The sequence below is a fragment of the Anaerofustis sp. LCP19S3_F7 genome, assembly GCF_052119445.1.
Lineage (GTDB): Bacteria > Bacillota > Clostridia > Eubacteriales > Anaerofustaceae > Anaerofustis > Anaerofustis butyriciformans.
The window spans coordinates 24,926-34,780 of the sequence record NZ_JBQKFF010000011.1 but is presented as its reverse complement, the minus strand read 5'-3'; the positions used below and the strand labels follow the sequence as shown (position 1 = coordinate 34,780).

Below are 9,855 nucleotides of genomic sequence, written 5' to 3'. Positions count from 1 at the left end.
GAGACAGTTCTATTTGTTTTCACTATTTTTGTAAATAAAAAAAATAAAAAAAATATATGTTATTTTTTATGGTTTCGTAAAAGTTGTGTAAATATTCTATATTTATGCAACCTACCCTTGAAAAATGATAATAAAAACGTTATAATAAATATATGAAATCGTTTCACTTTTAAAGTGTGAAATAATAAATATTTAAAGAGGTGTAGAGTATGATAGATATGCTAGAAAAGGTAAAAAAATGGAAGGACAGTGTTTTACTTACTGACAGTGAAAAACAGACGCTTAATTCTATGAGTGACGAAGAATTAAACTCGGCTTTTTCTCAAGAATTAAAGTTTGGTACTGCAGGTCTTAGAGGGATAATGGGTCTTGGTACAAACAGAATGAATATTTATGTTGTCAGAAGAGCAACAATGGGGCTTGCTATGTATTTAAATAAATACTTTGATAATCCAACTGTTGTGATAAGTTATGACAGCAGAAATAATTCAAGATTATTTGCCGAAGAGTCAATGGGAGTTTTAGCAGCAAATGGAATAAAAACATATATGTTTAGTGAACTTATGCCTGTTCCCGCACTTTCATTTGCAACAAGATATTTGAAATGTGATGCGGGTATAATGATCACGGCAAGTCACAATCCGAAAGAATATAATGGATACAAGGTTTATGCTTCAACAGGTGGTCAAATATTAGATGAAACAGCAGATGAAATAGAAACCAATATAGCTGGAATAGATATTTTCAAGGATGTTAAATATATATCTTTTGACGAAGCAATGAATGGAAATGGGGAATATGTTCCAAATGAAGTTATGAATGCATATTTTGAAGAAGCAAACAAAGCTTCAGATTGGTCAAGCGAAAGAGATATTTCAATAGTATATACACCTCTTAATGGTTCAGGTAATAAACCTGTTCAACAAATTCTATCAATGAATGGTTTTGATAAAGTATATGTAGTGAAAGAACAAGAAGAACCAGACGGTAATTTCCCTACATGTCCTGCTCCAAATCCTGAAAAATATGAAGTTTATACACCGGCAATAAAACTTGCAAAAGAAAAAGATGCAGATGTTATTGTTGCAACGGATCCGGATTGTGATAGAGCCGGAATGATGATAAAAGTTGGTGATGATTATCAAGTATTAACAGGTAATCAAATCGGAATGTTGCTTGCTGATTATATTAGTTCAAGAGTTGATAATCCACAGGATAAAACAATTGTAACATCAGTAGTAAGTACTCCAATGGTTGATAAAGTTGTTGGAAAATACGGTGTAAGTGTTAGAAGAACACTTGTTGGATTTAAATGGATTGGTGAACAAATTGATTTATTAAAAGATTCATTTATTTTCGGATTTGAAGAAAGTTATGGATATTTGGTTGGTCAATATGCAAGAGACAAAGATGGTATTGTTGCTGCAAAATTAATTTGTCAAATGGCTGCTTATTATAAAGCACAAGGTAAAACCTTATTTGATGTACTAAACGGTTTATATGAACAATTTGGACACTGTGTTGATATAACAGTAAGCGTTGATATTGATGATATATCACAAGTATCAAGTATCATGGATAAGATTTCAACAAAAGAAAGTGCAAATGAAGTATTTTCTGATGTAGTTAAATATGAAGATTACAGCAAAGAAGGAACAGGGCTTCCTATAACAAACATGATTTTAATTGAAAAAGGTGATGGAACAAGGGTAATTGTAAGACCTTCCGGCACAGAACCAAAAGTAAAACTTTACATGTCTTTCTATGAAGATGATGAAGCTAAATTAGAAGAAAGAAAAGCAGATATTTTAAATCGCTTTAATACAATTTTATAATTTTAGGAGGAATGATAAAAAATGAGAATAGATTTATCAAGAAACGGTATTGAAATTAAACAGGAGTCAATGGATGTTGCAAGTAAATGGCATAGGGAACTTGCAAAAGGAGATCAAGATTTTACAGGCTGGGCAAATCTTCCATCAACAATAGATAAAGATATGGTTGAAGATATTAAACAAACAGCAAAAGAAATAAAAGAAAAATGTGATTTATTTGTTGTTATAGGTATTGGTGGTTCATATCTTGGAGCTCAAGCAGTAATAGATGCTCTTGATGGAAGCAAAAACGATTATCCTGAAGTAATGTTTGCAGGATATAATATGTCAGCTACAACAATGAATAAAGTTGTAAAAGCAATGGAAGAAAAAGAAACTTGTATTTGTGTTATTTCTAAATCAGGCGGAACTGTTGAACCATTAATGGCTTATTCAATTTTGAAAGAAAAATTAATTGAAAAATACGGTGAAGCTGAAGCAGATAAGAGAATATATGTTGTAACAGATGCAGTAAGGGGAACTTTAAGACCTGAAGTTGAAGCAAAAGGCTATAAATCTTTTGTTATTCCTGATAACGTAGGCGGAAGATATTCAGTTCTTACTCCTGTAGGATTACTTCCAATCGCAGCAGCAGGTGCAGATATTGATGCATTATTAAAAGGTGCTAAAGATATGGAAGAAGATGAAGGCTGGAAAGATGAACTTTTAAAATATGCTATTTCAAGAGTTGAACTTTTAAACAGTGGAAAAGTTATTGAAGTATTTGAATATTTTGAAGATACTTTAAGATATTTCGGAGAATGGATAAAACAATTATTTGGTGAAAGCGAAGGAAAAGAAGGTAAAGGTGCTTATCCTGCATGCTTATGTTTCTCAAGAGACCTTCATTCAATAGGTCAATTCTTACAACAAGGTAATCCTATTGTATATGAAACAGTAATTAGAATAGATGAACCAAACTTAAACTTTACTATTCCTGAAATAGCAGGAGATCCATATGCAGGAAAAACTTTAGAAGATATTAACAGATGTGCTGAAGGCGGGGTTATTTTAGCTCATGAAAAAGCTGGAGTTCCAATTAATACTATTTCAATAGAAAAACTTGATGAATACAATCTTGGACAAATGATTTACTTCTTTGAAATGACATGTGGTATTGCTGCTTCAATGCAAGGTGTTAATCCATTCGATCAACCTGGAGTAGAAGGTTATAAGAGTGAAATGAGAAAATTAATAAATGAATTATAAAAAAAATATGAGGTGGCGCACAAATGTCAAAAACTTTATTAACAAACGATGAACAGTATTTATTTGCAGAAGGAACATATTTAAGAGCATTTGATAAGTTAGGCGCTCATCCTGCTGAAATAGACGGAAAAGAAGGATATAATTTTGGAATTTGGGTTCCGGATGTAAAAAGTGTAAGAGTTGTGGGTTCTTTTAATGATTGGAACACTGAAGACTACTTTTTACATGATGACGGAAATGGTGTTTTTTCTGGATTTATCGAAGGAATAAAAGAAGGTGAGCTTTATAAATTTGTAATTGAAACAAAAGAAGGCGAGCTAATATATAAAGCAGACCCGTATGCTTTTTACGCTGAAGTAAAACCCGCAACGGCTTCTGTTACAATTGATATTGAGGGATATGATTGGAAAGATAAAAGATGGATGAATTTAAGACAAAAACACAACCATACAACAAAACCTCTTAATATCTATGAAGTGCATCTTGGTTCTTGGAGATGTCATGAAGACGGTAGTTATTATACCTATGACGAAATGTCAAAAGAACTTGTAGATTACGTAAAAGAGATGGGATATACACATGTTGAAATAATGCCTGTAATGGAACATCCTTTTGACGGTTCTTGGGGATATCAAATAACAGGGTATTTTGCTCCGACTTCAAGATATGGTACTCCTAAAGAGTTTATGCATCTTGTTGAAAGTTTTCATAAAGCCGGTATAGGTGTAATAATAGATTGGGTTCCCGGACATTTTTGTAAAGATGCTCACGGACTTGGTAGATTAAACGGAGATAAAGTATATGAGTCAAAAGAACATGCACAATGGGGTACATACAATTTTGATTTCTCAAAAGGAGAAGTAAGAAGTTTTCTTATTTCAAATGCATTATATTGGATTGAAAAATATCATGTTGACGGAATTAGAGTTGATGGTGTAAGCAGTATTTTATATATGAATTTTGGTATAGATGATGAATCACAAAAGAAATATAATCTTGATGGTACGGAAGGTGACTTAGATGCTATTGATTTTGTTCAAAATATGAATAAAACAATAGGAACAATGTATCCTGATGTAATGTTAATAGCAGAAGAAAGTACGGCTTGGCCTCTTGTTACAAGGCCTCCGGAAGTTGGAGGTTTAGGCTTTCATTATAAATGGGATATGGGTTGGATGAATGATACTCTAAATTATTTTAGAACAGATTTTCCATTTAAACCTTATAATCACAATTTGATTACTTTTTCAATGATGTATACATATAATGAAAACTTTATTCTTCCACTATCTCATGATGAAGTCGTTCACGGTAAGGCTTCTATAATTGGTAAAATGCCAGGAGATTATTGGAGACAATTTGCAGGACTTAGAGTTCTTGCTTTATATCAAATGACACATCCGGGTGGAAAACTTAATTTTATGGGAAGTGAATTTGGTCAGTTTATAGAATGGAGATATTATGAACAACTTGAATGGTTCTTGATTGACGAATATGACACGCATAAAAAACAACTTCATTATATAAAAACACTAAATGATTTTTATCTAAAAACAAAATCATTATGGATTAAAGATTCTTCTTGGGAAGGTTATACATGGATTGATGCAGATGATAATGAACGTTCAATCATTTCTTTCATAAGACATGGAAACAGACCTATAGATGATTTAATAGTTATAATAAACTTTACTCCTGAAACATATAATAATTTTATGGTTGGAGTTCCAAAAGCCGGAGATTATGTTGAAATATTTAATTCAGACAGTGAAGAATTTGGTGGTAGTGGCGTTGTTAATACAAGACGTGTTAAGTCTAAGAAAAAAGAATGTAATGGAATGGAAAATTCCATAAAGATAAAACTTCCTCCAATCGGTGGTGTGGTATTAAAAAGAGCAACTGCAAAAAAATCTGCGAGAAAAACAAATACTACAACTAAGAGTAAAAAAAGCAGCAAAAGCTGAAAAAACAACAAAAACAAAATAGAGAGAGAGACAATTAAATAATGGCGGTTTTTAACAAAGGTAAAAAAAATATCGAACAAGAAAATAATCAGAATAATAAAATTTTTAAAGATAAAGAAGATTTTAAAGAAAAATATCTAAATATTTTTAAAAAAGAATTAGGTGCTAGTTTTGAAGAGTCAAATAGTGTTGATAGATACAATATGCTTGCAACATTAATTCAAAAACAATCCAATGAAATTGGTAATGATTGTAAGAATGGTTATAGAAACAAAACACAAAAAAGATTATATTATTTTTCAATGGAATTCTTAATCGGAAAATTACTTAAAAATTATCTGATAAATTTTGGAGTTGAAGATATTGTAAAAGAAGGTTTAAAGGATTTGGGAGAGGATCTTGATAGTTTATGTGAAAATGAAAGAGATCCCGGACTTGGAAATGGTGGACTTGGAAGACTTGCTGCTTGCTTTTTAGATTCTCTTGCAAGTATGGGATATGCAGGTTATGGAATGGGAATAAGATATGGATACGGACTTTTTAAACAAGTAATAAAAGACGGAAAACAAGTTGAATTACCTGATAACTGGTTGGAAAACGGTTTTCCTTTTGAAGCCAGAAAAGACAATAAAGCTGTAGTTGTTAAATTTGGTGGCGAAGTAAAAAGAAATTATGAGAATGATAAATTATATTGTTCATGGGAAAATACAGAAAATATAATTGCTGTACCTTATGATGTTCCTATCGTAGGGTATGGCGGGAAAACAGTCAACACTTTAAGGCTTTGGAGTGCTGAACCTTATGAACAAAATTTTGATATGAATGCATTTAATAATGGGGATTATGCGGGTGCAATGAAGTTCCGTTCCGATGTAGAAGCAATTACAAGTGTTTTATATCCAAATGATAATGGATTATCCGGAAAAGTATTAAGACTAAAACAAGAATATATGTTTGTTTCTGCAGGTATTGCAGATATTATTTCTACATTTAAAAAATGGCATGGAACAGATTGGAAGTTATTTCCTGATATGGTTGCAATTCATACTAATGATACCCATCCTGCACTTTGTGCACCTGAACTTATGAGACGTCTTATTGATGAAGAAGGTTTGGAATGGGATGATGCTTGGGATATAACTTGCAAGAGTATTTCATATACAAACCATACAATTCTTCCTGAAGCTTTGGAAAAATGGCCTATTGACATGTTTAGACAACTACTTCCTAGGGTTTATGATGTTGTTGAAGAAATTGATAGAAGATATAGGGAAAGTTTCCCTAGAAACATTGAAAATTGGCAAGAGTTACATCAAAACACAGCAATTCTTTGGGGTGGAGAAGTAAGAACAGCAAATCTATCTGTAATTTGCTCTCATACTGTAAATGGTGTTGCGGCACTACACTCTGAAATATTAAAGAAAGATACATTAAAAGAATTTTATACATTAAATCCAAGAAAATTCCAAAACAAAACAAACGGAATTTCTCACAGAAGATTTTTAAGGGAAGCAAATCCTTCTTATTCTAAACTTATAACTGATGCTATTGGGGATAAATGGTTAGAAGATACAAATGAACTTGAAAAACTTCAAAAATATGAAGATGACAGTTCTTTCCTTGAAAAGATGGATGAAAGCAAAAAAGAAAATAAAGAACGCTTGGCAAAATATATTTTAGATACATCAGGTGTTCAAATTGATACTAATTCAATTTTCGATATACAAGTAAAGAGATTTCATGCATATAAAAGACAGCTTCTTAATGTTCTAAAAATAATTGATTTGTATAATCAGCTTAAAGAAAATCCAAATATGGATATTCAACCTACAACATTTATTTTTGCAGGGAAAGCTGCTCAAGGATATGATTTCGCGAAAGATGTAATTAGACTTGTAAATTCTGTTGCTGATGTTGTAAATAATGATAAAGGTGTATCAGAAAAAATAAAAGTTGCATTTGTTCCAAACTTCTCAGTATCAAATGGTCAGCTTATATATCCTGCTGCAAATATCAGTGAACAAATTTCAACAGCTGGAATGGAAGCATCAGGTACCGGTAATATGAAATTCATGATGAATGGTGCTATTACGTTAGGTACATTAGACGGTGCGAATGTTGAAATTGCTGAAAAAGTTGGAATGGATAATATAGAAATATTTGGTTTAAAAGCCGAAGAAGTTGATAGTTATAGATTAAATCATAATTATTATGTATGGGACGAATACAATAATAATCAAAGAATAAAAAGACTTGTTGATGAACTTGTTGATGGAACTTTTGGTAAATTATCAGGTAATTTCAACTTGATATATGATACTTTGCTTAGAAGCAATGATGAATTCTTTGTACTTAAAGATTTTGAATCATATATGAACGGATGGAATAATTTACAAAAACTTTATTTAGATAGAAATAAATGGAATAAAATATCTCTTCATAATACTGCAAAATCAGGTTATTTCTCAAGTGACCGTACTATAAAACAATATTGTGAAGAAGTATGGAATATAAAAAATAATCTATAAATGATATAGATAAAAAGGAGTTTAATTAAATATGAGAAAAAACGAATGTATTGCAATGCTTCTTGCAGGAGGTCAAGGTAGCCGTTTAAAAGCCTTAACAAAAAACATTGCCAAACCAGCCGTATCTTTTGGTGGAAAGTATAGAATAATCGACTTTTCATTATCAAACTGCGCAAATTCAAATATTTCAACAGTAGGTGTTTTAACACAGTATAGACCTTTTGCTTTAAATTCATATATAGGTAGCGGGGCTGCATGGGATTTGAATGGAAGAGAAGGCGGAGCTTTCATTCTTCCACCTTATGAAACTCAAACAGGTGGAGCTTGGTATGCTGGAACTGCAGATGCTATATACAGAAATATAGAATTCATAAACCAATATGATGCAGATTATGTATTAATCCTTTCAGGGGATCATATTTATCGTATGGATTATGAAGATATGTTAAATACTCACAAGAAAAATGAAGCTGATTTAACCGTTTCTGTTAAACCTGTTGAATGGGAAGAAGCTTCAAGATTTGGTATCTTAACTGCTGATGAAGAAGGCAGAATCGTTAAATTTACAGAAAAACCACCAAAACCGGATTCAAATTTAGCATCAATGGGGATATATATTTTCAATAAAGATGTTTTACTTAAAGCTATTGTTGAAGATGCTGAAGATGAAAATTCAGACCATGACTTTGGTAAAAACATAATACCTAAACTTCTTTCAGAAGGTAAGAGATTATATACATATGAATTTGATGGTTATTGGAAAGATGTTGGAACTATTGAAAGTTATCATGAAACAGGTATGGGACTTCTTGAAGAAAAACCTGAATTTATATTGGATGATCCAACTGCTCCGATTATGAGTAATGCTAATATATATTCTTCTCAAGTTATCGGTCCTGATGCTGATATTCAACAATCATTGGTTGCAAATGGATGTCATATAAAGGGAACATGTGAACATTCTATTATTAGTGTAGGATGTACTGTTGAAGAAGGTGCATACGTAAAAGATTCAATACTATTACCTGGCGTTACAATTGAAAAAGAAGCCAAAGTTTTTAATGCCGTTGTAGGAGAAAATTCTGTTGTAAAACAAAATGTTGTTTTCGGTAGTGATGAAGAAGGTGCTGAAATTCAATTGATAGGTAATGATGAAATTTATAGTGGTGGAGGAGCAGAATAATGAAAAATTTAGTAGGTATTATAACAGCAAATTATGGGACACCAGATTTAAATATTTTAACAAATAAAAGGACAATGGCCTCACTTCCTTATTCAGGCAGATATCGTCTAATTGACTTCCCACTTTCAAATATGGTTAATTCAGGGATTAATACAATAGGACTTATACAACCTGCAAGATATCGTTCTATTATTGACCATGTTGGAAGCGGAAAAGAATGGGATTTAGATAAAAAAAGAGGAGGTCTTCATATTCTTCCGGGAACATCTTATGGTATATGTGTTGGAAATGAAAAATTTGTTATAAGAGATTTTAAAATTAATGACGTGTTCTTTAAACGTTCACCTGCTCCATACATAGTAATTTCTTCAGCAAGTATTATCAATAACATTGATTATACACAGTTATATAAAGCTCATGTTGAAAGCGGAGCTGATATAACAATGGCTTATAAAGTAATTTCAAATGATAATGAAAATATACTAAAAATAGAAGAAGCCGGCGGAAAAGTTGTAGATGTAGTTAAAGGTGTTAAAAAGGGTGATAAAGCATTTATTGAATGTTTTATAATTAACAGAGCAACTCTATTAAATATTTTTGAATGGTTCAATGAAATTGACTATTTAGATTTATTTGAAGCATTAAAAGGTTCTTATAATAAATTAAATGTAAAAACCTTTGAATACGTAGGATATTCAAGATGTATTTTCGATGTTGATTCATATTTTGAAGGAAATATGGATTTACTTAAAGAAGGAATTGCAGAAGAATTATTCAAATCAAATTCAAGAATACTTACAAAAGTTCAAGACTCTGCACCTACAAAATACGAAAGAGGCTGTCATGTAAGAAACAGTGTTGTACCGGCAGGTTGTAAAATAGCAGGTACTGTTGAAAATAGCGTTATTTTCCGTAATGTAATAATAGAAAAAGGTGCTGTTGTAAAAAATAGTATTATAATGCAAAATTGCGTAATTAAGTCTGGAGCACAGATAGAATATGCTATAATAGATAAAGGAAATATTATTGGTGAAGGTTTAATGATTAAAGGAACCAGTGATGATATTTTCATTAAAGAAAAAAATGAATAGGGTGTA

General features: G+C 31.4%; 6 protein-coding genes. All 6 read left to right on the top strand.

All coding sequences use genetic code 11. From position 1 onward, the window contains the following. Positions 1-209 precede the first annotated feature (209 nt). From ACTQYZ_RS08955 to glgD, 6 genes are read left to right on the top strand one after another with little or no spacing between them, the layout of a single operon-like run. The gene (locus tag ACTQYZ_RS08955) at positions 210-1,835 is read left to right on the top strand and encodes a phospho-sugar mutase (protein ID WP_441021688.1); all 1,626 of its coding nucleotides are present in this window, start codon (positions 210-212) and stop codon (positions 1,833-1,835) included. Positions 1,836-1,856: 21 nt separating this feature from the next. Continuing rightward, positions 1,857-3,083 carry a glucose-6-phosphate isomerase gene (locus ACTQYZ_RS08950; protein WP_441416447.1) on the top strand — a complete coding sequence of 409 codons (1,227 nt, stop codon included), beginning with the start codon at positions 1,857-1,859 and terminating at the stop codon, positions 3,081-3,083. Positions 3,084-3,106: 23 nt separating this feature from the next. Further along, on the top strand, positions 3,107-5,047 hold the full coding sequence (gene glgB / locus ACTQYZ_RS08945) for a 1,4-alpha-glucan branching protein GlgB (protein WP_441416446.1): 1,941 nt from the start codon (positions 3,107-3,109) through the stop codon (positions 5,045-5,047). A gap of 41 nt (positions 5,048-5,088) precedes the next feature. Further along, positions 5,089-7,575: a glycogen/starch/alpha-glucan phosphorylase gene (locus ACTQYZ_RS08940; RefSeq protein WP_441416445.1), complete on the top strand. Its 2,487-nt coding sequence runs from the start codon at positions 5,089-5,091 to the stop codon at positions 7,573-7,575. A 31-nt stretch (positions 7,576-7,606) separates the two neighbouring features. After that, the gene (locus ACTQYZ_RS08935) at positions 7,607-8,758 is read left to right on the top strand and encodes a glucose-1-phosphate adenylyltransferase (RefSeq protein ID WP_441021681.1); all 1,152 of its coding nucleotides are present in this window, start codon (positions 7,607-7,609) and stop codon (positions 8,756-8,758) included. Then, positions 8,758-9,849: a glucose-1-phosphate adenylyltransferase subunit GlgD gene (glgD, locus tag ACTQYZ_RS08930; protein WP_441416444.1), complete on the top strand. Its 1,092-nt coding sequence runs from the start codon at positions 8,758-8,760 to the stop codon at positions 9,847-9,849. Before ACTQYZ_RS08935 ends, glgD begins: the two co-directional genes overlap by 1 nt. Positions 9,850-9,855 lie beyond the last annotated feature (6 nt).